This window comes from Hassallia byssoidea VB512170 (assembly GCF_000817785.2).
GTDB lineage: Bacteria > Cyanobacteriota > Cyanobacteriia > Cyanobacteriales > Nostocaceae > Hassallia > Hassallia carrinoi.
The window spans coordinates 58,834-83,310 of the sequence record NZ_JTCM02000019.1; the positions used below are offsets into that span (position 1 = coordinate 58,834).

The 24,477-nt window shown below is 42.1% G+C and carries 20 protein-coding genes and 2 pseudogenes; 13 read left to right on the plus strand and 9 right to left on the minus strand.

All coding sequences use genetic code 11. The features are described from left to right. Nucleotides 1-12 precede the first annotated feature (12 nt). Nucleotides 13-630, plus strand: a complete 618-nt coding sequence (locus PI95_RS11540) for an NUDIX hydrolase N-terminal domain-containing protein (protein ID WP_039740569.1) — start codon at nucleotides 13-15, stop codon at nucleotides 628-630. A 117-nt stretch (nucleotides 631-747) separates the two neighbouring features. Further along, a pseudogene (locus PI95_RS11545) lies at nucleotides 748-1,629 on the plus strand (TauD/TfdA dioxygenase family protein). Between the two features lie 208 nt (nucleotides 1,630-1,837). Here the strand turns inward: PI95_RS11545 and PI95_RS11550 are convergent. The 3 genes from PI95_RS11550 to PI95_RS11560 form a co-directional block, all read right to left on the minus strand. Beyond that, on the minus strand, nucleotides 1,838-4,036 hold the full coding sequence (locus tag PI95_RS11550) for a serine/threonine-protein kinase (RefSeq protein WP_163518807.1): 2,199 nt from the start codon (nucleotides 4,034-4,036) through the stop codon (nucleotides 1,838-1,840). Between the two features lie 131 nt (nucleotides 4,037-4,167). Then, on the minus strand, nucleotides 4,168-5,829 hold the full coding sequence (locus tag PI95_RS11555) for a serine/threonine-protein kinase (protein WP_039739523.1): 1,662 nt from the start codon (nucleotides 5,827-5,829) through the stop codon (nucleotides 4,168-4,170). A gap of 66 nt (nucleotides 5,830-5,895) precedes the next feature. Next, nucleotides 5,896-6,153: a hypothetical protein gene (locus tag PI95_RS11560; protein ID WP_052324782.1), complete on the minus strand. Its 258-nt coding sequence runs from the start codon at nucleotides 6,151-6,153 to the stop codon at nucleotides 5,896-5,898. Between PI95_RS11560 and PI95_RS11565 the strand changes: the two genes are divergently transcribed. Next, nucleotides 6,152-7,657 carry a phenylacetate--CoA ligase family protein gene (locus PI95_RS11565; protein WP_039739519.1) on the plus strand — a complete coding sequence of 502 codons (1,506 nt, stop codon included), beginning with the start codon at nucleotides 6,152-6,154 and terminating at the stop codon, nucleotides 7,655-7,657. The genes PI95_RS11560 and PI95_RS11565 overlap by 2 nt on opposite strands. 154 nt (nucleotides 7,658-7,811) lie before the next feature. Here PI95_RS11565 and PI95_RS11570 read toward each other — a convergent pair whose 3' ends face one another. Next, nucleotides 7,812-8,741: a fasciclin domain-containing protein gene (locus PI95_RS11570; protein WP_039739517.1), complete on the minus strand. Its 930-nt coding sequence runs from the start codon at nucleotides 8,739-8,741 to the stop codon at nucleotides 7,812-7,814. A 698-nt stretch (nucleotides 8,742-9,439) separates the two neighbouring features. Here PI95_RS11570 and PI95_RS11575 point away from each other — a divergent pair. Beyond that, nucleotides 9,440-10,231: a glutathione S-transferase gene (locus PI95_RS11575; RefSeq protein ID WP_039739515.1), complete on the plus strand. Its 792-nt coding sequence runs from the start codon at nucleotides 9,440-9,442 to the stop codon at nucleotides 10,229-10,231. Here PI95_RS11575 and PI95_RS35875 read toward each other — a convergent pair. Continuing rightward, nucleotides 10,214-10,360, minus strand: a complete 147-nt coding sequence (locus tag PI95_RS35875) for an alpha/beta hydrolase (RefSeq protein WP_236117030.1) — start codon at nucleotides 10,358-10,360, stop codon at nucleotides 10,214-10,216. The two genes, PI95_RS11575 and PI95_RS35875, sit on opposite strands and share 18 nt — an antisense overlap. Before the next feature lie 105 nt (nucleotides 10,361-10,465). On the opposite strand from PI95_RS35875, the gene PI95_RS11580 reads away from it, so the two are divergent. From PI95_RS11580 to PI95_RS11590, 3 genes are all read left to right on the plus strand, one after another. Then, nucleotides 10,466-12,196, plus strand: coding sequence for a helicase HerA domain-containing protein (locus tag PI95_RS11580; protein WP_039739513.1), 1,731 nt, complete (start codon nucleotides 10,466-10,468; stop codon nucleotides 12,194-12,196). A gap of 550 nt (nucleotides 12,197-12,746) precedes the next feature. Continuing rightward, complete coding sequence (locus PI95_RS11585) at nucleotides 12,747-13,730, plus strand: RNA polymerase sigma factor, RpoD/SigA family (RefSeq protein ID WP_039739511.1); 984 nt, start codon at nucleotides 12,747-12,749, stop codon at nucleotides 13,728-13,730. A 383-nt stretch (nucleotides 13,731-14,113) separates the two neighbouring features. Then, the gene (locus PI95_RS11590; protein ID WP_336507204.1) at nucleotides 14,114-14,797 is read left to right on the plus strand and encodes a hypothetical protein; all 684 of its coding nucleotides are present in this window, start codon (nucleotides 14,114-14,116) and stop codon (nucleotides 14,795-14,797) included. 74 nt (nucleotides 14,798-14,871) lie between these two features. Here the strand turns inward: PI95_RS11590 and cobO are convergent, their stop codons facing one another. Beyond that, the gene (gene cobO, locus PI95_RS11595; RefSeq protein ID WP_039739507.1) at nucleotides 14,872-15,549 is read right to left on the minus strand and encodes a cob(I)yrinic acid a,c-diamide adenosyltransferase; all 678 of its coding nucleotides are present in this window, start codon (nucleotides 15,547-15,549) and stop codon (nucleotides 14,872-14,874) included. A gap of 186 nt (nucleotides 15,550-15,735) precedes the next feature. On the opposite strand from cobO, the gene PI95_RS11600 reads away from it, so the two are divergent. From PI95_RS11600 to PI95_RS11610, 3 genes are all read left to right on the plus strand, one after another. Then, nucleotides 15,736-16,005 (plus strand): DUF6508 domain-containing protein, encoded by a 270-nt coding sequence (locus tag PI95_RS11600; protein ID WP_163518808.1) that lies wholly within the window; start codon nucleotides 15,736-15,738, stop codon nucleotides 16,003-16,005. Between the two features lie 104 nt (nucleotides 16,006-16,109). Next, nucleotides 16,110-16,628 carry an O-acetyl-ADP-ribose deacetylase gene (locus tag PI95_RS11605; protein ID WP_039740567.1) on the plus strand — a complete coding sequence of 173 codons (519 nt, stop codon included), beginning with the start codon at nucleotides 16,110-16,112 and terminating at the stop codon, nucleotides 16,626-16,628. A 42-nt stretch (nucleotides 16,629-16,670) separates the two neighbouring features. After that, complete coding sequence (locus PI95_RS11610; RefSeq protein ID WP_039740565.1) at nucleotides 16,671-17,858, plus strand: homospermidine biosynthesis protein; 1,188 nt, start codon at nucleotides 16,671-16,673, stop codon at nucleotides 17,856-17,858. Here PI95_RS11610 and PI95_RS11615 read toward each other — a convergent pair. Continuing rightward, a complete protein-coding gene (locus tag PI95_RS11615) occupies nucleotides 17,855-18,193 on the minus strand; it encodes a hypothetical protein (protein WP_163518809.1) in 339 nt (112 codons plus the stop codon). The genes PI95_RS11610 and PI95_RS11615 overlap by 4 nt on opposite strands. Nucleotides 18,194-18,234: 41 nt before the next feature. Continuing rightward, nucleotides 18,235-20,565, minus strand: coding sequence for an adenylate/guanylate cyclase domain-containing protein (locus PI95_RS11620; RefSeq protein ID WP_336507205.1), 2,331 nt, complete (start codon nucleotides 20,563-20,565; stop codon nucleotides 18,235-18,237). A 655-nt stretch (nucleotides 20,566-21,220) separates the two neighbouring features. Between PI95_RS11620 and PI95_RS11625 the strand changes: the two genes are divergently transcribed. Then, complete coding sequence (locus tag PI95_RS11625; protein ID WP_236117032.1) at nucleotides 21,221-21,793, plus strand: hypothetical protein; 573 nt, start codon at nucleotides 21,221-21,223, stop codon at nucleotides 21,791-21,793. Here the strand turns inward: PI95_RS11625 and PI95_RS11630 are convergent. After that, nucleotides 21,696-22,053, minus strand: a pseudogene (locus PI95_RS11630) (hypothetical protein); the annotation flags it as partial. The gene PI95_RS11625 and the pseudogene PI95_RS11630 sit on opposite strands and share 98 nt — an antisense overlap. 229 nt (nucleotides 22,054-22,282) lie before the next feature. On the opposite strand from PI95_RS11630, the gene PI95_RS11635 reads away from it, so the two are divergent. Further along, nucleotides 22,283-22,642, plus strand: a complete 360-nt coding sequence (locus tag PI95_RS11635; protein WP_039740563.1) for a VOC family protein — start codon at nucleotides 22,283-22,285, stop codon at nucleotides 22,640-22,642. Nucleotides 22,643-22,801: 159 nt separating this feature from the next. Further along, on the plus strand, nucleotides 22,802-24,094 hold the full coding sequence (locus tag PI95_RS11640) for a recombinase family protein (RefSeq protein ID WP_039739499.1): 1,293 nt from the start codon (nucleotides 22,802-22,804) through the stop codon (nucleotides 24,092-24,094). Nucleotides 24,095-24,477 lie beyond the last annotated feature (383 nt).

Below are 24,477 nucleotides of genomic sequence, written 5' to 3' on the forward strand. Positions count from 1 at the left end.
AATTTATTTGTTGTGGAACCAAAATGGCTGGAATGGGCGCAAAAGTTGAAAGCGATCGCTCAAAATGGTTTGACTTATTCAGAAAATCCTTTTGATATTCAGCGCTTTCAACAATTGCAAGAAATTACTGCGGAAATTTTATCTTCTTACTCAAATACAGAACAAAGCTATATTCTGGATTTATTCGCTGGTGATGTCGGCTACGCTACTCCGAAAGTTGATGTGCGCGGAGTTGTCTTTCAAGGCGATACGATATTATTAGTTAAAGAACGAGTAGACGGCTGTTGGACTTTACCTGGTGGATGGGCTGATATTGGTGATTCCCCAAGTGAAGTCACTGTGAGAGAAGTTTTTGAAGAATCCGGTTATTTAACCCGCGCTGTGAAAGTTTTGGCTGTCTATGATAGAGATAGACAAGGACATCCACCTTTTCTACATTACGTCTATAAGCTATTTTTTCTGTGTGAAATAGTTGGGGGTTCTGCTTCAGCAAGCATTGAAACGGAGGAAGTTGGATTTTTTGAAGAAGATAATATTCCTGAGTTATCTTTGGGACGTGTGACACCAGCGCAAATTACACGATTTTTTCAACATCACCGCGATCCGAATTTGCCGACGGATTTCGATTAGGGGGAGTAGATATAACTTCAAAGTTATAGTTTATAAGCAATTTGCTAGCATTATTTTTGATTGATATTCTCAAGTAGTTTTATACTCAATGTCCTTTTGATAATTAGTTGCAGACAAATGACTTCAATTACTCAATACAAACAAGTACAGCAGCATCCGAGACTCGGAGTTGAAGTGTTACAGGGTTGTAGTTTGATTAACCTGACAAACTTACAAATACGTGAATTTAAGCAATCACTTTGGGAACACGGTGTTGTTGTAGTTAGACAGCAAAATCTTACCGCGTCGCAGTTGGAAGAATTTGCTAGAAATACGTTTGGCGATTTAATGTTTGGTGGCTATGCTAAGACATTAGATCCGGATATTAGCCCAGATTTACGAAGTCAATATGTGAATATTTTGGGTAATCCAAAAGGACTTGCTCAAGATGTGGTAGGAAAGTTTGCTTGGCAATGGCATCATGATAAAGATGGCATCCCATGCACAGAGGGACTGGATATGAATGCACTTTATGTGGTGATGCTTTATGGGGTGAAAGTACCTCCGGAAGGGATGGATGGGCAACCCCATACAACTGAGTTTATCGACATGGTAGAAGCGTATAATAATTTGGATCTTCAACATCAGCAGCAATTAGAAAAGATGTTTATGTATCATGCGCCACCAATGTTTTCTAAACGTGCTAATACGCAAGTTGATATTCCTCAAAAAATGCATCCAATTGTGTCTACTCACAAAGTTACTGGTCAAAAAGGATTATATTTAGGTTAAAATACAGCGATTCCTGTCGGTATGGAAGATAAACCATCAGCAAAACATTTTTGGAATGATTTATTTCAAACTGTTTTAAATTGCACTCCCGTTTATTCTTATGTTTGGCATCCAGGAGATATTATCTTTTGGGACAATTCACAAGTAATGCATAGAGGTACTTTTTACGATCCAACAAAGTATCAACGTATTGCATTACGTTTAGGAGTTGTAGATACGCAGATTTGATGTTTTGAAGAAGTACAGTTTTGTGTGAAATCGTAACAATTTAAGGTTGAATTTTAAACGCAGAGGAAGACGCAGAGGTGAATCAGTCGGCGGGGTCGGTTTCCGGAGCCAGCCGCGTGCGCGGGTTCCCCGCGTTGAGCGGACTGGCGTTCCCGTCGAACTGATGAACCCGAAGGGGACGCAGAGTTTCACTATGAATTAATCTGTACTAAGGCGTTTTTATCGGTGTGGGTGTAGGTGTTGATGTTGGCTTTAGTGTGGGTGTTGATGTTGGTGTCGGTGTGGGTGTTGGCGTTAGTGTTGGTGTTGGTGTTGGTGTTAATATCGGTGTAGAAGTTTCGGTGGGTGTCGGTGTCGGGGATGGTGGTGGTGCGGGATTTTCGGCGGTGATGCTAAGTTGATAATCTACTGATTTTGATGCGGTGGAAACGACGACAAACTCATAATATCCGTCTTCTGGTAGTTCGGTTGACAAAGAACGTTTTGTAGAATCTTCTAAAAATTTGATTTTGCCAGAGGGGGAATAAACTGATAGCAAAATTCGAGAATTTGCTTGTAGTTTCACATCCATCAATTGATTTTTGGTAAGTTCGGCAATAAAGACTTTACCATCAGCAGTTTTGAGAGTACCGCTAACAGTTTTGCTGTTAGCACCTTTATCAAATACAAGTTTCTCAAAAGCCCTACCTGAAACGATCGCCTGAACTTTATCACTAACAAATCCTTGCCAAACTTGTCCGATGGGTGTATCAATAAAATTTTTACCCTGCTGTTCGGGAAATTGCTGATAAAAGGCAACATTAGCCAAATCATATAAAGAACGACTACCAACGTTGATTTCATTGACTTCTGCTTTAGCGCGATCGCGTTGTGCCGCTGTATAATTTCCTAATTGCTGACGGGCATTTTTACTTAGTGGCGCAAGTTTATCTAACAATTCGGCGGCTGTTTTATCCCATTCAGCCCGCAAACTGTCATCTTCAGGATTATCGCTCAGTTTGCGTCCCTTTAAGCTGGGATTCTTCTCCCAAAAGATTTGATTTACCAAGTCAACGTAAAAGTTGAAATCTATACCCAACTGTTGACGGCGATCGCCTAATTTTTCTTTACGTGCGCGTTCTTCGGGTGCGTATTTTGCCAGCGGATCGGTTGGCTGGTTATTGCTGGGTGTAGGTTGCGCCGTATCTTGTGAAGAATCTCCACCACGAGATAATATCAAGTTTGTTCCCAACCAACCAACACCAACAACCCCAGCTAGCGCTAATCCCACCAGCAAGCTTTTCCCAGATGTCCACGAATTTTTTGGTTGAGGAATATCGGGGGAGGGAGGAGTGGGGGAGGGGGGGCACATGCGTCCCCACGAAGTGGGGTTGGGGGGAAGGGGGGGAGTGGGGGCTACTGCTACGGTGGCAGATGTTGGTTCTGTGGATTGAGTCGGGGGATAGTTGACAGGTGACGAGTTTAATGCATTTAAAACTTGTCGCGCTGATTGAAAGCGATCGCCTGGTATGGGAGATAGCATTCTCTCTAACACCTGTTCTAAATTCGGACTTAAACTAACAGACCGTCGCCATTGCCAAGTTAAAGTATAAGTATCAATTAATTCTTGCGGCTGTCTACCTGTCAGTAAAACTAACACCGTCGCCGCTAAAGCATACAAATCGCTGTGAGGAGATACCAGCCCGGTTTGCATCTGTTCTGAGGGTGCGTATCCCACCTTACCGAGTAGCGTTGCGGGTGGTGTCGCACCTGCACCGTGTTGGTAATATTCGGAAGCGACGGTTGCGACTACTTGTTTCACCCCCCCAAAGTCAATTAAGATTGGCAATTGGTCAGCGGTGCGAAGAATTAAATTATCGGGGGAGATATCGCGGTGAATGACTCCCAAAGAGTGGATGTAATCCAAAACTGGCAAAATTTGCAGCAATAACTGACGCACTTCTGCTTCACTAAACCGCAAACCTTGCTGTAAGCGAGTATTTAATAAAGCGTTGTAAGGTTGCCCTTCTACATAATCTTGCACCAAAAACAAATATTCTTTACCCCCCAAGTTGCTGCGAAACAATTCCCGGAAGCGGGGAATTTGCGGATGTTGCAATTTGTAAAGAACAGTTGCTTCTCGCTGAAACAGTTCTTCAGCTTTTTGTAAAACGTAAGGAGTTTGAACTTGGGGAGAAAATTCCTTTAAAACACAAAGTTCCCGAAAGCGGTTGATATCTTCAGCTAAATGAGTGCGTCCGAACCCGCCTTGACCGAGTAGACGTACAATAATATAGCGATCGCCTAAAGTTTGTCCCGGTTGGATACCCTGACTCATCAGATTCCGATCCAACTTTTCACCACAATGAAGACAAAAGCGACTACCAGCAGGATTTTCGTGTCCCTTGGAACAATAAACAGAATTCATAATAATTTAGTTAGTGGTTGGTTGTTAGTTGTTAGTTGTTAGTTGTTGGTTGTTAGTTGTTTTATGAACTCCTAACTCCTAACTCCTAACTCCTAACTCCCTACTCCCTACTCCCCACTCCCCACTCCCCACTATTGTTGTCGTTTACTAACTTGATCGGCAGCGATCGCATACCAAATTTGACCGAGAGTCTTTTGATTGAGTTTCCCACGTCGCTGACCGGGAAACAAGCGATCGAATTTTTGATTTGTGTCTCTGTTCAATTGACTGATTGTATAATCTCCTAACTGTCCTGCTTGCGCTTTGCGTCTCCAAACGTCGTAATCTTGAGGACTGTAATTTCCTAACTTACGACGCGATGCGCTACTGAGTTTAGCTTGTTCTAATTTATCTAGCAAGTCATCAGCTACACCGTACCATTCTTTGCGTAAAGCAGCATCTTCTGAGTCAGAGGTAAGAGCGCGTCCTTGTAATTCTGGCTTTTCAGTATAAAATAAATTATCTACAGTTCGAGTAAAAAATCCTTGAGGAATTTCTAATTCTTCACGACGATTAACAATTTGACTTATATCTTTATTATTTGCGGGTTTAGTTTCCGGGTTCGATCCCCCCGGTATCGGTAGAGAAATTGAGGGGACAGATATTGATGATACACCGCGAACAATGGCATTTACTACCGCCCAAGTACCAGCGAAAGTTAAAACAACCGCAGTTGTCCCAATAAGACTAACAGCAAAAGGACGAAGCCAAACAGGTAAAGGTAACGCACCGGCGATTAATTGCGTTCTTTTGTGGAGATTGCTGACAACAGCACCAGCGCGTTGTCGCCCAGGAGCGGCTATCATAGTTTTCAGCTTGGTGATGTGTGGATTTGCAGCTTTGACAGCGATAGAAAAGTTTAAATCTTTGATAACTTCATTCGCTGTTTGATAGCGATCGCTTGGTTTATAAGCAAGCATTCTTTTTAACACCGCTTCCAGTTGCGAACTGACTTGAATTTCCTTTCCCCAACGCCAAACACCTTGATAGCTATCATAAAGATGTTGCGGTTCCTTACCTGTCAACAATACTAACGCCGTCACCGCCAAAGAGTACAAATCGCTACTAGGAAACGCCTTACCCTGACGTAACTGTTCTTCTGGCGCGTAACCCTTTTTACCCAACAACGTGCGATTTCCACCCAACTGAGTAAACCAAAAACCCTTACTCGCGGGTAATTGCTTCACACCCCCAAAATCAATCAACACCGGCAACTTATCAGAACTCCGCAAAATCAAATTATCAGGAGAAATATCGCGGTGAACGACATCAAGTGAGTGAATATACGCTAATACAGGTAAAATTTCTTGCAGTAACTTAATTACCTCTTCTTCACTAAAACTTTGACGTTCTAACAACTCATAATAATTTTCACCCTCCACATAATCTTGCACCAAAAAGAAAAAATCTTTATCACCTAACTTCGCTTGCAAAGAAGCGTGAAAACGGGGAATTTGCGGATGCTGAAGTTTCTTTAAAACACTTGCTTCGCGTTCAAATAATTCTTTCGCTTTTAGTAAATCTTGTTGTGCTTCAACTTGGGGTGCAAATTCCTTCAGCACGCAATTTTGATTCGATTGATTTTTATCAACAGCCAAATAAGTGCGTCCAAAACCGCCCTGCCCCAATTGCCGTAAAATATGATAGCGGTTCTCCACCACCTTCCCCGTAGCAAGAGGCAACGGTTCACCGCAGTGGATACAAAATCGGTTACTCTGATTATTTGCGTGTTGTTTACTGCAATAGACTTGCATAATGCCCAAGGGTGAATGAAGGGTTTTCTTTATTGCTACAACAGGTGCAGCCTCATTTACGCAAAATTATGAATGGGGAATGGGGAGTGGGGAGTGGGGAATGGGGAATGGGGAATGGGTAATCGGTAATTGGTAATCGGGAATGGGGAAACAAAGAATAAATTCTTCCTTGTCTCCCTTGTCCTCCTTGTCCCCTTGTCCCCTTGTCTCCTTGTCTCCTTGTCCTCCTTGTCCCCTTGTCTCCTTGTCTCCCCATCCCCCCATCCCCCCCTCTCCCCCTCCTCCTCTCCCCCCTCCAAGATAATCATCAAAATCAAGTACCATGAACACCGAATCACAACAGCAGCGGGCAATTAGGGCTTTTCAAGAGTTTATAACTACACCTTTAGAAACGCTACTACAACGCCATATAAATAGTAAAAGCGAATCAGCAGCTTTGGCATTATTTCACGAAATCGCTGCTAACGTATCGGCTTACAAGACTTTTTTAGCACAACAGAATATAAATCCTGCTTCTATCCAAACTTTTGAGGATTTCCAAAAATTACCTTTGATTACCAAAGAAAATTATATCTCGCGTCATCCTTTAGCTGATTTGTGTCGCTATGGATTACAAGCATGTGACATGATAGCTGCTTCTTCAGGTTCCACAGGTAAACCGACATTTTGGACTCGTTTCTTCACAGATGAACTGCAAATTGCGATCCGCTTTGAGCAGATATTTCATGACAGCTTTCAGGCAGATTCCAAAAGCACTTTAGCTGTGATTTGTTTCACTTTAGGAACCTGGGTAGGTGGAATGTTTACAACTAATTGCTGTCGCTATCTTGCCAGTAAAGGTTATCCGATCGCAGTAATTACACCTGGTAACAACAAAGAAGAAATCTTGCGAGTTGTGCAGGAACTTGGTTCAGCTTTCGAGCAAGTTGTATTGTTAGGATATCCGCCATTTCTGAAAGATGTAATTGACACTGGTATTGCTCGTGCTGTGGAATGGCAGCAATATCAAGTTAAGCTAGTTATGGCAGGGGAAGTATTTAGTGAAGAATGGCGCAGTTTGGTTGGTGAAAGAATAGGTTCGCAAAATTTCTGTTACGATTCAGCATCACTTTATGGAACTGCGGATGCGGGTGTTTTGGCTAATGAAACACCTTTAAGTATTTGTATTCGCCGTTTTTTGGCAGAAAATCCTGATGCTGCGAAAGCTTTATTTGGGGAATCTCGTTTACCTACTTTGCTACAGTATGACCCGATCAGCCGCTTTTTTGAAGTTGAAAATGGTACGTTGTTTTTTACGGGAGATAATGGTATTCCCTTGGTGCGTTATAACATTTTAGATACTGGTGGGATAATTAGTTATGATGCCATGTTGGAATTTTTGGCTGAGTGGGGATTTAACCCTGTTGCGGAGTTAGAAAATCAGGGTGGAAGGGGAATTAATCAATTACCTTTTGTTTATGTTTTTGGACGTTCTAATTTTACAGTTTCTTACTTTGGGGCGAATATTTACCCAGAAAATGTGACGATAGGATTAGAGCAACCAGTAATTAAAGAATGGGTGACGGGTAAGTTTGTATTGCAGGTGAAGGAAGATGCAGACAAGAACCGCTTTTTATCTGTGGTTGTGGAGTTAGCACCTCAGGTGGAAGGAAGTGAAGAGAAAACTCAAGCGATCGCCAATTCAATTCTCTCACAATTAAAGCGCCTCAATAGCGAGTTTGCTAACTACGTCCCCCCAGAATATCAAATGCCAAAAGTCATATTAACACCACTTGGCGATCCGGAATATTTCCCCGTTGGCGTGAAGCATCGCTATACACGCAAGTAGCAATTTTCGCAAAAGCTGATGAATAATATTACTCTCCTCAACTCAACCAAAGTCCCAAGATTGACTTATTTAAGTACTTTTGTCAAGCACGTTAAAAAACCCGTCCAAACGAAAATTTGAACGGGTTATTCTTATTCACATCTAAAAACTGACATTACAAATCAGGAGGTAGAATTACTTGATCGATCGCATGGATAACACCATTGCTACCTCTGATATCTGCCTTAGTCACCTTAGCTTCATTAACGGTTACGCCAGCTGCTGGATCAACTTTAACGTTAATCGCACCGCCTTCAACGCTTTTCACTTCGCCAGATTTCAAATCAGTAGATAAGAATTGACCTTTTACCACATGGTATTGCAAAACCTTCAGCAATACTTCTTTATTTTCTGGCTTCAACAAATCGCGCACCGCATCTTGTGGTAATTTAGCAAATGCCGCATCCGTGGGCGCAAAAATAGTGTAATTATCTTTACCTTGTAAAGTTTCTGTCAATCCAGCTGCTTTCAAAGCCTTAGTTAAAGTTTTAAAAGAGCCGTCAGCCTCCGCTAGCGCTAACAAGGTCTTACCTTGAGTGCTAGAACTTCCTCCCGGCGGTGTCGTTTCTCTGGGTGTACGAGTTGGCGGTGTAGAGGGTGTTCCTGTACTTCCGGGTATGGTGGGTGTCTCTGTAGTTCCAGGTGTGGGTGTTGGGATCGGTGTAGCGTCTGGGGTAGTAGACGGGGTAGTAGGTGTTGCGTTAGGTGTTTGACTAGGTGTAGTGCCACCACCACGGTTATAAGGAGCCTCGTTGAAAATACTAGGTCTAGGATTTATACCGCCTCTTTGGTTACTTTGAGATACCGTGTTTTTCGCTGGTGCAGGCTTCTTACCCTGTTTAGCTAATTCTGGCTCGGTCGGTGTATATTCAGCGTTTACCAAAACACGTTGACCGCGATTGTAGGGCGCTTCTGAGAAAATACCAGGGTTAGGATTTAGTACCTCATTGGCTCTAGCCGAAAAAATCATCAGGAAACTAGCACCGGTTGCTCCCACTAGTCCTGCGAACTGGGTCAGCAATTTTCTGTTATAATCAACGTTCATAAATTTTGTTTGGCTTTAATTTCCACACATTACATAAAGACTTATAACATTTCGCTACCCATAAAATCTAACTAAAGAAGTAAGATTTTTTCTTTAAAATATGCGGTGGTGATAGGATTTCCTTTATCCGGAAATTATTACACTGAACGTTAGAAGGTATCGCCTGTAGCAAATATAATATGAATCAAGTAAATATCACGACTTTTGTGTAGGCGATCGCCCAAGAGCGAATTTTCCCCCTCGCCTAATATCGCATCACCTAAAGAAAAAGCAAGTATTTAAGATAAAAGACTTGACCAAATAGCAATCTCCACACAAATGAACTTCAAAAAATGGTAAATCTGATAAAACGTAGCATTATATACAAAAAAATGTCTCACTTTACGAATGTTTGTCTAACAAGCACCACAAGAAAAGCAAAGGAAAAGTGCTCAATCAAAAAGGCGATGCAAGCAACTTTTTATCTAAAATTTTCTACAATGATGTAAGCCGTTGATGGCGACTAATTAAATATTTTCATGATTTGATGTTTTTAATTGAATGAATAATAGTATTTTTGCCAAAATCGTGCATTTATCAAAAAATCAACGTTAGTCTCGATTAGTTTCGTGCAAAATAAATTAAAGGCAAATGAAAATTTATAGTACTAAAGATACAATTGTAAAGTTGATAAACGCACCGATTACAAGGTAGGGAAGATGCTGGAATTATACCAATTTGAACTATCTCATTACTCAGAGAAAGCACGCCTGCTCCTTGATTATAAAGGATTAGCGTACCGCAAAATCGAAATTACACCTGGGATTGGACAAGTAGATCTCTTCCGGTTGACTGGTCAGCGACAAGTACCAGTGCTGAAAGATGGTAATAGATATATCTCAGATTCCACGGGGATAGCTAAGTATTTAGATTTAGAATATCCCGATCGCCCACTGATACCGAAAGATTCAAAGCAACGCGGTTTATGCTTAATGATGGAAGAATGGGCTGATGAGTCGATTGGTATCAAAAGTCGTAAGGCGTTATTTTCGGCGATTAGTCAAGACCAAAATTTCCGCAAGTCTTTATTACCGACTTCGACACCAGATGTATTCAAAACTCTGGTTCAAGGAGTACCAAACGACTTACTAAAAGTTTTGGGTGTTGGAGTAGGTTATACTCCTGATGTGGTAAGTAGCGCCATCACCGACTTAAAGCAAGACTTAGAAGCACTTACCCTAATATTGGCAGACAGTCCTTATTTAGTTGGCGACCAACCTACTTTAGCAGACTTTGCCGTGGCGGGATTGTCGATTTTGCTGAAGTTTCCCGATGGTCCCTATCTGGATTTACCAGTCAGCCTCAGAGGTAAAGGTGTCCCAGAATTAGCAGATAATCCCCTTTACGAACCATTCTTCACTTGGCGCGATCGCCTTTACAGTCAATATCGCACACCATTACTACCTACTACTACCACAGGTAGCGCTCCAACTTCAATTCAAATTGATTAAAAATGGGTAATGGGTAATGGGGAATGGGGAATGGGGAATGGGTAATGGGTAATGGGGAATGGGGAATGGGGAATGGAGAATGGGGAATGGGTAATCGCAATTACCAATTTTCACGTTCCCAATTTCCAATTACTTATTACCCTTTTAATTTTTTTGGAAACAAGCGATTGTAAATGTTATATACAACTAAAATTAAATATAAGATGAAACACCAACAATCATGTAATTAATAAAATGAATTTGGGACAACCGTTAGGTTCAGTAATAGAAGGTTCTCTCACAGCAGGATTAGAAGTAAGATTACACCCGGATATTTCGGTTGAAGATATGCGGGTGGGTAAATTTTTAGTCGTGCAAGGGATGCGATCGCGTTTTTTCTGTATGCTGACAGATGTAGCACTAGGAACTGCTAACCAAAGAATTATTGCTAATCCTCCGAGTTGGGATGACACTTTTTTAAGAGAAGTTTTAGGTGGAAGTGGTACTTACGGAACTATCAACCTCTCACCGATGTTGATGTTCACTCCGGAAAATAACGAATCTTATTCAGCCACAAATGGCAAATCTGTTAATCCCTTTGTACCATCGGCAACCGGTTTAGCATCTTTTCAACCGCAAACCAGCACGACGATGGAATTGTTACCAGTTAAAACTATTCCCAGTCACTTTAGCCAAGTTTACGAAGCGAATGAAGACGATTTTCGCCGAGTATTTGGTTGGGAAGATGATCCGCAGAGAAAAAATTTCTCCATCGGTAAACCGCTGGATATGGATGTACCGGTTTGCATCGATTTAAATCGTTTTGTTGAACGCAGTAACGGTGTTTTTGGTAAATCTGGTACTGGAAAATCGTTTTTAACACGCTTACTTTTAGCTGGTGTGATTCGCAAAAGCGCAGCAGTTAATTTAATTTTTGATATGCATTCCGAGTATGGTTGGGAAGCTGTAGCGGAAGGTAAAAATGTTAATACTGTTAAAGGTTTAAAGCAGTTATTTCCAAGTCTTGTTGAAGTTTACACCCTTGACCCAGAATCTACAAAACGTCGGGGTGTGCGCGATGCACAAGAACTATATCTAAGTTACGACCAAATCGATGTCGAAGATATTAAGTTATGCAGTCGGGATTTAGGACTGTCGGATGCAGCATTAGATAATGCCAATATTTTGTTCTCCGAATTCGGGAAGTCTTGGATTATCCAATTACTGAACATGACGAATGAAGAAATCGAGATGTTCTGCGATGAAAAGCGCGGACATAAAGGTTCGATTATGTCTTTGCAACGCAAACTTTTGCGGATGGATAGTTTAAAGTATATACGAGCGGCTTGCCCGCAAAACTACATCGATAAGATTTTGCAATCTTTAGAAGCTAGCAAGAATGTTGTGATAGAATTTGGTTCCCAATCCAACATGCTTTCTTACATGTTGGTGACGAACATGATTACCAAACGCATTCACGAGAAGTATGTAAAAAAAGCTGATAAGTTCTTGCAAAGCAAAAATCCATGCGATCGCCCAACGCCATTAATGATTACCATCGAGGAAGCGCACCGCTTTCTTGACCCCGCTATTGTCCAAAGTACCATCTTTGGGACGATCGCCCGCGAGTTGCGGAAATATTTCGTTACACTTCTGGTGGTCGATCAACGTCCTTCAGGCATAGATAATGAAGTTATGTCTCAAATTGGCACTCGCATCACTGCTTTGCTCAATGATGAAAAAGACATCGACGCGATTTTTACAGGTGTCTCTGGTGCTGGTGGTTTGCGATCGGTCTTAGCCAAGTTAGACTCAAAGCAACAAGCTTTAATTTTAGGACACGCCGTCCCCATGCCTGTAGTGGTGCGTACCCGTCCTTACGATTCAACTTTCTATGCCGAAATTGGTGATACCGCTTGGGAAGAAAAGCCAGACGCAGAAGTCTTCGCTGCTGCTGAACTAGCTAAAGCCGATCTTGGGTTTTAAGTTAGGGAATGGGGAATGGGTAATGGGTAATGGAGAATCACTATGACCAATTACCCATTACCAATTGCCTAATTTCGTAATATTACAATTAATCAGTTCGGTAATCCCGCTAATTTTGGGCACCCGCGAGGGGGGTTTTAGCGTCACTATATAAATAGTAAGGGCACAAAACAATTTACCGCCATTTATTTTGGCAAATAAACATTTTTGCACTATAATGGAAAGATTTATCTGACCTACTTTACTATATGGCTAATTTATCGTAATATTAAATAAGTAGAACTCATACTGACTTCGTATTTTTACTGTCGCTGCCAGCGAGTGAGGACGAAAAGAAATCAAGGGAAACTTTGAGCGCGTACTTCTAACGACTTAAAGATTTAGGGAGGATAGGGAAACCTATCTAAAGGGAGCACCGTCTTGACAAAACCTGTACTAATATGATTGTCTTCGGTAGTTCATAATGTGGTGAGATCAAAACACAATCTTTCCCCATCCGCCCTAGTAATTAAATATTCATTGTGTTTACGGACAAGAGGACAACGCACCAATGCCTACTGTTACCACCCAAACTGAAAACAATAACACCAAATTCACGGCTGATATGGTGCGAACCTATCTGCGCGAGATTGGTCGTGTACCACTGCTAACCCGTGACCAAGAAATCATCTTTGGGAAGCAGGTGCAACACATGATGAAGTTAGTGGAAGCTAAAGAAGCTTTAGAAAAGAAACTGCACCGCGAAATCAGCTTAGAAGAGTGGGCAAGCCATGTTAATCTACCAGAAGCAGAGGTTACACAGCTTGTGCATCAAGGTAAGCGGGCAAAGCAAAAGATGATTGAAGCGAATTTGCGCTTAGTCGTTGCTATTGCCAAGAAGTACCAAAAGCGGAATATGGAGTTTCTGGATTTGATTCAAGAAGGAACTCTAGGACTAGAAAGAGGTGTAGAGAAGTTTGACCCGACACGGGGTTATAAGTTCTCAACCTACGCTTACTGGTGGATTCGTCAAGCGATTACGCGGGCGATCGCTCAACAAGGTCGGACAATTCGCTTACCGATCCACATCACCGAGAAGCTGAACAAAATCAAAAAAGTACAGCGCGAACTAGCTCAAAAATATGGGCGATCGCCTTCCCCCGCAGAAATTGCCAAAGAACTTGAGCTAGAACCAGCTCAAATTCGCGAATACCTGAATATGGCACGTCAGCCAGTTTCTTTGGATGTTCGCGTCGGCGACAATCAAGATACTGAGTTGCAAGAAATGCTCGAAGATGATGGTCCATCACCTGAGTATTACATGACTCAAGAGTTCTTGCGCCAAGACTTGAACACTCTATTATCTGAACTTACCCCCCAACAGCGAGAAGTTTTAGCTTTGCGCTTTGGTTTAGAAGATGGTAACGAAATGTCTCTGGCGAAAGTTGGCGAACGCTTAAGTCTTAGCCGCGAGCGCGTCCGCCAATTAGAGCATCAAGCCCTTGCTCATCTGCGTCGCCGTCGCGCAAATGTTAAAGAGTACGTTGCTAGCTAGTTATAAGCTTATCGCTTTAGGCGACGCGCCTCCTGAATTCAGGGGGCGATTTTTTTTGAGTCGTTCCCAACACGACTGCTGTCAGAAAACGAAATTAAATATTATTTATCAAAATAAAAATATCAAATAAAAATATATTAGCAATTTTCCGAAAACCTCACCCCAGAGAGTGAATTTACTTAGTGAAGTGAAAATCGCTTAAACGATGGTATTTTCTGATTAAAGCCAAAAAAATAGATAAAAACTTTATTTATTGAAAATGTGTTTTTCCGCACAATATAAATCAAACCTTTGGCAGAGCCTTGATGCCTAAATACTTGGTTACGGTTTAAAGAGGTAGGTGGCAGAATACGTAATAATTTTTTCACAGGAGGATTTGGGTGGTGCATAATATCAATAAATTTCTTTCCCCTCGCAAATGGACAATTCCCCTCGCTGGCTTAATCATAACTGCTGGTGTTGTTGGCGAACAGGCTAAACCAGTTTTGAGTAACCAAATAGAAACAGCACAAACGTCAACCCTGGTTACGGATTTGCAAGTTTCCAGAAACGCTTTGCAAGAAAGACAAATCCAGGCTAACGCTAGTCTCGGAACAGACGATAACGATAAAGTTTCTTCACCTGGAACTAGCGCACAACTTACCAAATCTCAAAAATCAACAAAAAACGCTGGGGTTGTCACTACGAAGTTTCCCAAACAAGATGGCGTTTATCTCTATGGTCAATCTCCACAACCAAACCAACTTGGGCAAGGATATATTGTATTTGAGAAGCGCCAAAATCAGGTGATGGGCGCGTTGTATATGCCCAGTTCTGAGTTTAGTTGTTTTCAGGGCAATGTTGACTCAACAGGAGAGTTGGCGATGACGGTAACTGCGCCTGCTGGAGGAGGTCTAGAAGAGGTAGCTACAGCAAATACAATACCGAAACTAGATGCAGATCAGCCAATGACTTATGCCTACTCAGTGGCACTACAAGACTATCATAAATTAAATACTGTCAGTGATAACGATCGCCAAATTTTGCAGATGTGCAATCAAGTTTCAGATGGCGGATACCGAAAGTGAGTCAAATAATCGCTCTTTTGATGAACGATGAATAACGAGTTTTGGCAAAGTGCGATCGTTCATCACTGAAAAAATTAAAACTCAATTCCCGCTTGCGCTTTTACGCCTTGATCGCGAAAAGGATGCTTAACTAAAGTCATTTCTGTGACTAAATCGGCTCGTTCAATTAAAGCCGCTGGTGCGCCTCTACCTGTGAGGATAACGTGTTTATCGAGTGGTTTTTGTTGCAAACCTCTTAAAACTTCCTCAACTTGTAAATAACCCATTTTCAGAGCGATATTAATTTCATCTAACAGCACCAGCTTGAAGTCTGGATTGCAAATGTATTCTAATGATTTTTGCCAAGCGTCGTAAGCTTTATCGAGGTCGCGATCGCGGTCTTGAGTTTCCCAGGTAAAGCCTTCGCCCATAGCATGAAATTCTAACTGGTCTTGCCACATACTGAAAACCTTTTTTTCTGAAGGTTCCCAGGCACCTTTGATAAATTGGACGATCGCTACTTTATATCCATGACCAAGCGATCGTAACACCATCCCCAAAGCCGCAGTCGTTTTTCCCTTACCGTTGCCGGTATTAATAATAACTAACCCTTTTTCCGGGACAGCATTTGCGATTCGTTGATCTTGGACTTCCTTACGGCGCTGCATCTTTTTACGATACTGCTCATCCGTTAAAGAAGAAGTTATTACTTCATCGATTAAGCGATCGATTTCTGGGTCTGAGTGAAATTCTGTTGTATTATCGGGTTTCATCAATCTCTGTAAATTACTCTCAACAATTAGGGGGAGTGGGGAGTGGGGAGTGGGGAGTGGGGAAGAAAATTATTCTTTATTCCTCACCTTTAATCCTTAATCCCTAATCCCTAATCTCTAGTCGCCAGTCACTTATAAAATGAATCAGAATTTGGTTGTTTATACCATTTTAATTAAATGGCATTATTGGATACGTCCAGTGAGATTACCCGAAACAATATTGATACAGTGTTAGCTTTATTACCGATACTTTCCAGCAAAAAAGCAAACCTATATAATATACAAACTGAATCCTTGACTTTAGACCCTTATTCCTATTCTAAAGAATTTGAGAAATTCATTAAAGCACTTTACGAAGAAAATTTTGTCATTTTCTTTGACTGGGTAACTTGGCAGAATGAAGATCAACGTGTCCAACATCCAGAATTGTTAAATTATGCTGACATTTGTACCTGACAAAAATTATTGACAACCCACATTGGCAGCTAGTGCGCTTTTGTAGCGGTCATTTGCAAGCAATTCGTGCGGCTATGATTTGAGAAAACAGCAAACCAGGGATAATGACGCAAATAGAAGTGGTTCAAGGTGATATTACTCAGTTGAAAGTTGATGCGATCGTCAATGCAGCGAATAGTTCTTTACTAGGTGGTGGTGGTGTCGATGGGGCAATTCATCGCGCTGCCGGACGAGAACTGTTAGAAGAATGCCGTAAACTGGGAGGGTGTGAAACTGGCGAAGCTAAAATCACAAAAGGCTATAATCTCCCAGCTAAATGGGTAATTCACACCGTTGGTCCAGTGTGGGAGGGTGGAAATTATGGCGAGGATGAGTTATTAGCCAGTTGTTACCGTCAGAGTTTAGCTCTAGCAGAAGAATATAAGATTTCAGCGATCGCTTTTCCGGCAATTAGCACAGGTGTTTATCGATTTCCGCTTGAACGTGCTAGTAAAATTGCTGTGAGTGAAGTTAACAAGTTTTTAGAGAGCGATCGCTTACTCAAACAAGTAATTTTCGTATGTTTTGGACAAACTGCTTACGATTCGTACTTAAAGGCGATGCAAGAAATTACTCAAAGCTAGTTAACATTACATGGGAGCGTGTTTACTCTGCGGGAGTGCAAAATGTCAAAACAGCTGGGTCAAAAAATCTCACCCACACCGATGTCAACCAATATCAGCGTAATTGATTTGATTGATAATTACTTCACGGCTTATAACTCAGCGCGTTTGCGGGAAATCTGTCAACTACTGAGTAAAGAAGTCTTAACCGAAGGTGTGACGGTGGGAGTTAGCCTTTCCGGTGCGATGACACCAGCAGGATTCGGAGTTTCTGCGCTAGCACCTTTGATTCGCAACGGCTTTATTGACTGGATGATTAGTACTGGTGCAAATCTTTACCACGACATGCATTATGGTTTGGGTTTTGAACTGTTTGCAGGTAATCCATTTTTAGATGATGTGAAGCTGCGTCAGGAAAGCACCATCCGGATTTATGACATTATCTTTGGCTACGATGTGCTGCTAGAAACTGATGCTTTTATCCGCAAGATTTTGCAAGCAGAACCGTTTCAAAAGCGGATGGGAACGGCTGAATTTCATCATTTGCTAGGTAAATATGTCCGGGAAGTTGAAAAGCAATTAGGAGTGCAGCATTCGTGTTTGCTAGCGACAGCTTATGAATGTGGCGTGCCGATTTATACGTCTTCGCCCGGTGATAGTTCAATTGGGATGAACGTGGCGGCTTTAGCCTTAGAAGGTTCCAAGTTGATTTTAGATCCGTCAATTGACGTGAATGAGACAGCAGCGATCGCCTACACTGCACGCGAATCTCAAGGCGAATCTGAAGGCAAAAGTGCTGCGGTAATTCTCGGTGGTGGCAGTCCCAAGAACTTTTTGCTACAAACCCAACCGCAAATTCACGAGGTATTGGGACTAGAAGAACGGGGACACGATTACTTTATACAGTTTACCGATGCGCGTCCGGATACCGGCGGTTTATCTGGGGCTACTCCCTCAGAAGCTGTCAGTTGGGGTAAAATTGACCCAGAAGAATTACCCAGCACGATTGTTTGTTACACCGATAGCACGATCGCTTTACCACTGGTAACAGCATACGTGATGAACCAGTGCCAGCCTCGCCCTCTAAAGCGACTTTACGACAGACGAGAAGAAATAACCGAGAAACTGCGTCAAGACTATCTTGCAGCCAAAACTCAACCAGTAGATAAAATCCCTAAGGCTATGGCTGATAGCGCTTCTGGTGAAGCTGCAACTTATCCCTGTGGTAGGTTGATTCCGAATACTCCCTAAGTAAATTGGTAATAGGTAATTGGTAATGGGTAATGGGGAACGCGGTAATTGGGCATAGGTTTGGCTGTGCGTTGCGCGGGTTCCCAAGCCAGCCGCGTGCGGTGAGTCCACGGGCGCGGTTGCCTGTACCGTCTATTCGTAGTGGCTCTCCCGTTGGGAGGTTCCCTCCGTTGAGCGGACTGGCGTCGCGTTGAAGCACCTGCCGTCATTGGGCATTGGGGAGCCAGTGCCGTGCAAAGGTGCCCTCCGTTGAGGAGCCAGTGCGCTGCAAAGGAACACGACCGTTGTAGCACCTGGCGTGCAACTCGCGTCATTGGTAATAATTCTTTCCCCATTTCCCATTCCCCATTCCCTATTACCCATTACCCATTCCCCATTACCCATTCCCCATTACCTTCCTCCCAATCAACAAATAAGTTGTCATTTTCCCTTTACCTTTAACTTCGATTTCACCGCGCTTTTCAAAGAAAAATTCATCACGCAATTGTTGATAAGTGGTTTCTGATACTTGAATTTTGTTGGTCAAACCTTGGGATTCCATGCAGCTGGCGATGTTTACGGTGTCTCCCCATTCGTAAGTAAAGTTTTTGATACCGATTAGTGCGGAAACTGCGGAACTGCTATGGATGCCGATACGAATGGAGAAGTTTTGCTGATTTTTGGCATTAAATTGAGCGATCGCACTTTGCATATCGAGTGCCATTAGCGCGATCGCACTAGCATGATCTGCGCGATGTCTGGGTAAACCACCAACTACCATATAAGCATCGTCAATGGTTTTGATTTTCTCTAAATTATATTGCTCGCTGAGGCGATCGAAATCTGAAAAAATTTGGTTGAGTAACTTTACCAGTTGAATTGCACTCACAGAAGAAGCGATTTCCGTAAAGCCAACGATATCTGCAAATAAAACTGTAACATCAGCAAAGTCTTCGGTGATTGTGCCTGGTTGTTTGAGACGGTTAGCTATTGCTTCTGGCAAAATATTCAGCAACAAACCTTCAGTTTGTTTCTGTTGATGATGCAGTGCTTCTTCAACTTCTAGTCGCTGGGTGATGTTACGAAAAATGCCGCGAGTTCCAACTGGTTTTCCTCTCACCAATTTACAATTTATGTTTCCTTCTACAAAGATTTTTTGACCGTATTTAGTCACGAACGCAGCTGGAAATTGCTCAATTTTTTTTCCTGAGAGGACACGATAAAACATTTGCCGACAAGAAGATTGAAAATCTGGATGTATAATGTCAAATACATTCATTTGAGTAATTTCAGCTTCGCTATATCCGAGAGTTTCTCGCCACGCACGATTAACATACTCAAAACGACCATAAGCATTAACAGACTGAATCAAGTCGTTAGCGTTTTCAAATAAATCTCGATATCTTTCTTCACTTTCTAAAAGAAGCTCACTTGCTTGTTTGTGTTTCAGAAAATGAACAATTTGGCTGCTAATAGAAGCCATCATTTGTAGTAAGTCTACATCTTTTGGTTGCACTTCTCGACTGAAGAAAACCATCACGCCTAAAACTTCGCTGTCATCTACAATCGGGAAACCAAATGCGGCGTGCAATGCTGTAGCGACAGCTTTTTGCGTTCGCGAAAAATCAGAACTATGCACAATGTCTCTAGTCCAAAGCGGGGAACGTCTTGCCCAAATTCGACCCGGAAAACCATCACCAAGGGTATATGTAGTTTGCCATGCGATCGCTTTAAATTCTCGAACGGTGATTGTTCGACTCGACCACATTTCCACACATCTGAGTATAGGATTACTTTTATCTTTCTTTTCTCTAGACGCTGATGTGGTTAAATATTCATTTGCTGTCCAAAGTTGCCCTAAATCCCATCCCAAACTTTCACAAATTGCCTGCAAAATTTTCGATATTGCCTGCTTGACGCTTTGAGATTCTGATAAAATGCGGGTTATGGCATACTGTACTGCATGACGCTGTTGTCTGCGCTCTCTAGCAGTAATATCCCGACCAATATAAACAATATCTTCTAAGCCATCTATTTTTTTTTGAATAACTGAACAAGAAAACGCAATTAACAGCTTTTCTCGTTTTTTAGTTCGACAAACTAATTCTATATTTTGGAAATATTTATGATATAAAGAATGCTGCCTAATCGCTCTTTGGAGTAAAAAATTATCCTCAATTATTAAAGAAATTGGCTGCTCGATTAATTCTTGTTCACTAAATCCAAATAATTCTTGTGCGGCTCGATTGACTTTTTTTATTTTTCCGGAGTTAGTTGTCACTAAAAAGGCATCTGCCATTGAAGTGATAACTTGATCCATGTAATTTTTGTAAGTGACTAACGTATGTAATAATAAATTAGATTCATTAACTTTCTGCTTGTGGTTTTGTTGAAAAAACATTTTTTCGGTAATATCTTCAAGCAAAATAACTAATCTATTATCAGATTCGTTTTCACCTGGTTCGCCAAGAATATATATATTGATATATATATCTGATTTATCTTCATAAAAGCGTCTAATACTTTCTAATTCAAATAGTTCCTCTTCCCCTTGTAAGATAGAGATGAGAATATCTTCAATCCCAATAAATTCTGGAAAACTTAGCCGGACATCTTTTCCTAGCATTACCTCTTCAGGGCGATCGGCAAATCGTTGAACTTGCTCGGATGTATCTATAATGCAAAAGTTCTCATCAAGTTCCAAGCGTTCAAATTTGCGTAAAGACAAAGCTTTGTTAAATATTCGATCTAGTACCTGGTATTTCATTGTGGTGTGGGAATAGTTATTCAGGCATCATGAGAGGGGCACAGCAAATCAACAGACACTTGAGATGATTAACTCCGTGGCTTCACACTCCACAATGCCACTCGCTTTAACTGAGGTTCCTTCGGAAGTTGGATGTTTGAGACATACATCGTCGTTCGCATAAGGAAAATGAGCGCGTGCTGGCTCCTCAGCACCCAAAATTCAGCACCACTGATAATTTTATAAACTAGTTTTTCAAAAATTTGGTCAATACACAAGCCCATAAAGGTAGAAATTGGAGAACTTGCTGCTTGCCTTTTAATTAGTCATGCGCCTGAAAGGGCAATTTTTAAGATAATCAGCGTATTCTAGGAATGCGATCGCATTGCCTTTTTATTGGCGTTGCATATGAGCATTTCATTTCAAAATATAAACATCTTAGGCAAAAATAAGTATTAAATTATACTTTTTAAGTCGATCTAAAAATCTTCTCCTTTGATTGATCTTGGTTTAGCAGCTTACATAAGTAACTTAAGACGAAATTGATGAATTGCCATCCTATATCTATTTATCCGGAACCGGAATCAAGGATGTGTAGCCTATTATGTAATTATACTGCCGTTAACAGCGTCATCCTATGCCAGTCATCACCATTCGGGAGACACAGAAAACAGAAACTGGATTTGATGCTGTCTTGATTTTTGATGGGGGAGAATACTTAATTACAATCACTGACCCCTTCACCCCGCAGGAAGAAAAGCTCTTAGAGTGGTATTTTGAAGACTGGATAACTTTTCCCTTCACTGACATTACCCTGGCTGAAGCAGCGGCTGTGAGTGTGCAAACCTACGGCGTAAGGTTATTTCAGCAAGTTTTTGGGCAGAATCAAGCTTATAGTGAATATCGGCAACTGCGGCGGGATTTGTCGGAACTATCAATTGAAATTGTTGGTAAAACGCCTGAATTTCATGCTTTGCATTGGGAAGCGTTGCATGACCCAGAGTTAACGCGATCGCTTGCGGTAGAGTGTGTGATGGTGCGAAAAAGTGTCAAACCTGCACCCATCTCCACAAACGTCCAACCTTTTGCTTTGGAAATCTGTATCGAAGGAAAGCGATCGCCGGATCGAGGGGTAAACCATGCGCTCCTGCTATCCCCACTAGAGAAACTATCAACCCCGACAGCAAAGGCGCACTTGCTGGATTTTTAGTATACTCGCGCTTGTTGACCGCGAAAACCATCATCTCCGCAAAGTTCTTTACGCAGTGCTTTCAGCGTCACTTGCCAAAGTGATTTATTACCCCTCATCGTCGGTGGTGGACCATTTTTTTCTGTCCATAAATCCTCAAAAGACCGCTCTAAATTGCCATTGTGCTTTTCTAAGTTATTTAATGCGTGCTGTGCGGGATCGAAATCGTGTAAAATCTCGCGTGCAAGATTGATTTCATTACTTGTTAATTGAGCATCCATATTTATCCTCATTCCTTGTCACAATCTAAATAAAGGCAACGATAGATACAATTTAACTTCTCTCCAAACCTCTCCCTGTTGGCGTCAGCCTGCCGTTAGGCAAGCGGGGAGAGGCTTAAAAGCTTCATTTTTGTCTTGCTTCTCCTCCCTCTCCTCGTAGGAGAGGGAGGTTGGGAGGGAGAGGTTTATTCAACTAATGTTAAATAAAGGCGATCGCATCTCACTAACAATGCAAATCATACAAAGTCTGCACACAGCCATTCTCGTCACGAATCTCGAACAATCAGAACACTTTTATGGCAAAGTATTAGGATTGCCCAAAATTGATCGCTCCCTAAAATACGCTGGTGCGTGGTATCAAATCGGCGAATATCAACTTCACCTAATAGTCGCACCCACCGTCCCCACAGACAACAAATACGAAAAATGGGGACGCAACCCTCATATCGCTTTCTCTGTCACCGACTTGGACGCAGCAAAACAGCAGCTATTAGATCATAATTGCCTTTTTCAACCCAGCGCATCCGGTCGCCCCGCTCTTTTCACCCAAGATCCAGATGGGAATGTTATCGAGTTGAGTCAGGGGTGAGGGGGAGTGGGGGATGGGGGGACAAGGGAGACAAGGAGACAAGGGGGACAAGGAGGATAAGGGGATAATTAACCACTAACTCCTAATTTCTAACTCCTAACTCCTGACTCTTGACTGTTGACTCCTGACTCTTGACTGTTGACTCCTGACTCCTAAGTTATGAAAATTATCGCTTACACTTACACTGACCCTTTACTAGAACCCTCACCCGATTCTCATAGTTGGGGATGGGAAGTGGATCGAGTTTATGAGGATTTGGGTAAGCGATCGCAATTACAAGAATTACTCACTGACTGTCAAACCGAAAGAGCAAATTATCTGCTTATTCGTCGGTTGGCGGAATTGGGAGATACTGTAGAAGAAGTGAGCGATCGCCTTACCCAACTCGAAGCGATGGGGATAGCAATAATTGCCACTGAACAAGCTTACTCTTCAGAAACTGCTAATTTTCGCGCTGACTTATTCAAATTGTTACACGAAATTCAGCGCCAGCACAAGAGCGATCGCATCCGCAAAGCACACGCCCGCAATCGTTTGGAGGCTGCGCCACCACCAGGTAAAGCACCTTATGGCTACCGCAGAGGTAATGCAAAATACATTATTGACCGTAGTACTTCCCCGGTAGTCAAAGATTTTTTTGACAACTTCCTGCTTTACGGTTCTTTGCGGGGAGCAGTGCGTTATCTGGCGAAAAAATATGCTAAGAAAATCTCTGTCACCACTGGGCGACGCTGGCTGACAAATCCAGTATATCGCGGCGATACGGCTTATCAGAACGGGGAAATTATTTCTGATACACATGTGCCAATTATTACGAAAGAAGAAGCTGCACAAATTGATCGACTTTTACGCCGCAATAGCCGTTTGCCATCTAGAACTGCAAGTGCGCCACGTTCTCTAGCGGGTTTGGTTATCTGTGGCGAGTGTGAATCGCATATGACAGTTACCCGTGTAACTCAGCGCAATCAAGATAAAGAGTATCTTTATTTACGTCCAATTAGCTGCACCAAAAGCCCAAAATGTCGCGCTATTCCCTACGCACAAATTTTAGAAAAGACAATTGAAGCGGTTTGTCGTGACTTACCGAGTGCAGTATCTAAGATGAATTTTCCTCAATTAGATGCCGTTAAAAATAGTTTAGGAGAAAAGAGCGATCGCCAGCAACAAATACTCGAACAACTACCCACCTTAGTAGAAAGCGGAATTTTAGATGTAGAAACAGCAAAACTAAGAGCATACAAACTCCGTATAGAAATTTCTGCACTCCAAGCAAAGCTAGCAACACTCCCCCCGGTGAACTTGCGTTCTGTTGCTCAAGCTGTTTCAATTCCCCAATTTTGGTTAGACTTATCAGAAGCAGAGCGACGATTTTACCTGCGAGAATTCATTCGCAAAATTGAGATTATTCGCCAAAATCAAAATTGGCAACTGCAAATCATATTTATTTTTTAACTTATATCATATCCCCTCAATTACCCGTAATAAACAAACCTCTAGAAGGTGCCTTTGACTGGTGTCACAAAGTCTTCCCTCCCCTAGTAGGGGAGCCACTGCGTTGCGGTGAGTCCACTCGGCGGTGTCGGTTTCCGTCCCCTCGAAGTGGCGAACCCGTTCGCGGAGCGTCTCCGAAGGAGAAGGGAGGTTCCCTCCGTTGTAGCAAGTGGCGTGAGGGACAGGTTTTGCTACGCAAAACCAGGGAGAGGTCAAGGGTGGAATTAAGGTTAATTTGCCGGACATAATATACAGCAGATTGCAGAGAAATGAGGTACACTAATGCGGGTGCATTAATAGGTAGAATGAAAGCTTACTCCATCGACTTACGAGAAAAAATAGTA

Bases quoted from the DNA above. Each gene is read 5' to 3' on its own strand.
- PI95_RS11635 (WP_039740563.1), top strand. From the start codon at position 22,283: ATGCAAATCATACAAAGTCTGCACACAGCCATTCTCGTCACGAATCTC.
- PI95_RS11605 (WP_039740567.1), top strand. From the start codon at position 16,110: ATGACGCAAATAGAAGTGGTTCAAGGTGATATTACTCAGTTGAAAGTT.
- PI95_RS11615 (WP_163518809.1), bottom strand. From the start codon at position 18,193: ATGGGGAAAGAATTATTACCAATGACGCGAGTTGCACGCCAGGTGCTA.
- PI95_RS11560 (WP_052324782.1), bottom strand. From the start codon at position 6,153: ATGGTACTTGATTTTGATGATTATCTTGGAGGGGGGAGAGGAGGAGGG.
- PI95_RS11610 (WP_039740565.1), top strand. From the start codon at position 16,671: ATGTCAAAACAGCTGGGTCAAAAAATCTCACCCACACCGATGTCAACC.
- PI95_RS11555 (WP_039739523.1), bottom strand. From the start codon at position 5,829: ATGCAAGTCTATTGCAGTAAACAACACGCAAATAATCAGAGTAACCGA.
- cobO (WP_039739507.1), bottom strand. From the start codon at position 15,549: ATGAAACCCGATAATACAACAGAATTTCACTCAGACCCAGAAATCGAT.
- PI95_RS11575 (WP_039739515.1), top strand. From the start codon at position 9,440: ATGCTGGAATTATACCAATTTGAACTATCTCATTACTCAGAGAAAGCA.
- PI95_RS11580 (WP_039739513.1), top strand. From the start codon at position 10,466: ATGAATTTGGGACAACCGTTAGGTTCAGTAATAGAAGGTTCTCTCACA.
- PI95_RS11565 (WP_039739519.1), top strand. From the start codon at position 6,152: ATGAACACCGAATCACAACAGCAGCGGGCAATTAGGGCTTTTCAAGAG.
- PI95_RS11640 (WP_039739499.1), top strand. From the start codon at position 22,802: ATGAAAATTATCGCTTACACTTACACTGACCCTTTACTAGAACCCTCA.
- PI95_RS11550 (WP_163518807.1), bottom strand. From the start codon at position 4,036: ATGAATTCTGTTTATTGTTCCAAGGGACACGAAAATCCTGCTGGTAGT.
- PI95_RS11585 (WP_039739511.1), top strand. From the start codon at position 12,747: ATGCCTACTGTTACCACCCAAACTGAAAACAATAACACCAAATTCACG.
- PI95_RS11625 (WP_236117032.1), top strand. From the start codon at position 21,221: ATGCCAGTCATCACCATTCGGGAGACACAGAAAACAGAAACTGGATTT.
- PI95_RS11570 (WP_039739517.1), bottom strand. From the start codon at position 8,741: ATGAACGTTGATTATAACAGAAAATTGCTGACCCAGTTCGCAGGACTA.